The sequence below is a fragment of the Phocaeicola sp. HCN-40430 genome, from assembly GCF_037890285.1.
Lineage (GTDB): Bacteria > Bacteroidota > Bacteroidia > Bacteroidales > Bacteroidaceae > Phocaeicola > Phocaeicola acetigenes.
Window position 1 is genome coordinate 1 of the sequence record NZ_JBBKBS010000092.1, and the last position, 326, is coordinate 326.

General features: G+C 46.0%; 1 pseudogene. It reads right to left on the bottom strand.

The window, feature by feature from the left end:
* Positions 1-326, bottom strand: a pseudogene (locus tag WKU26_RS12730) (DDE transposase); the annotation flags it as partial.

Consider the following 326-nt stretch of genomic DNA (forward strand, 5'->3'; position numbering starts at 1 on the left):
TTCCTCTTTCTTTTCTTGCAGTATGAAAGATAGGACTCTGACACATCCGCATATTTGTTACGGGGACGCCTTATCCCAAGATCCATACAATGACGGCAGATATGCCTGTAAAGCCATTCAATACTTTCCCAAAGCAGTTTCATGTCTGTAGGAAAACGCATGTGGCTTTCATAACACGTGGCATCAGTCATGCACACGTGAAGGTTCTCAAGATATGGTTTCCAGTGGGAGGCCAGTATCTCCTGAAGGGAGTCAATATCAAGACGGGATGCTATCTCATTGCGGATGGCGCTGACTATCTTGTAGTTGGTTATGGGAAAGGCCGG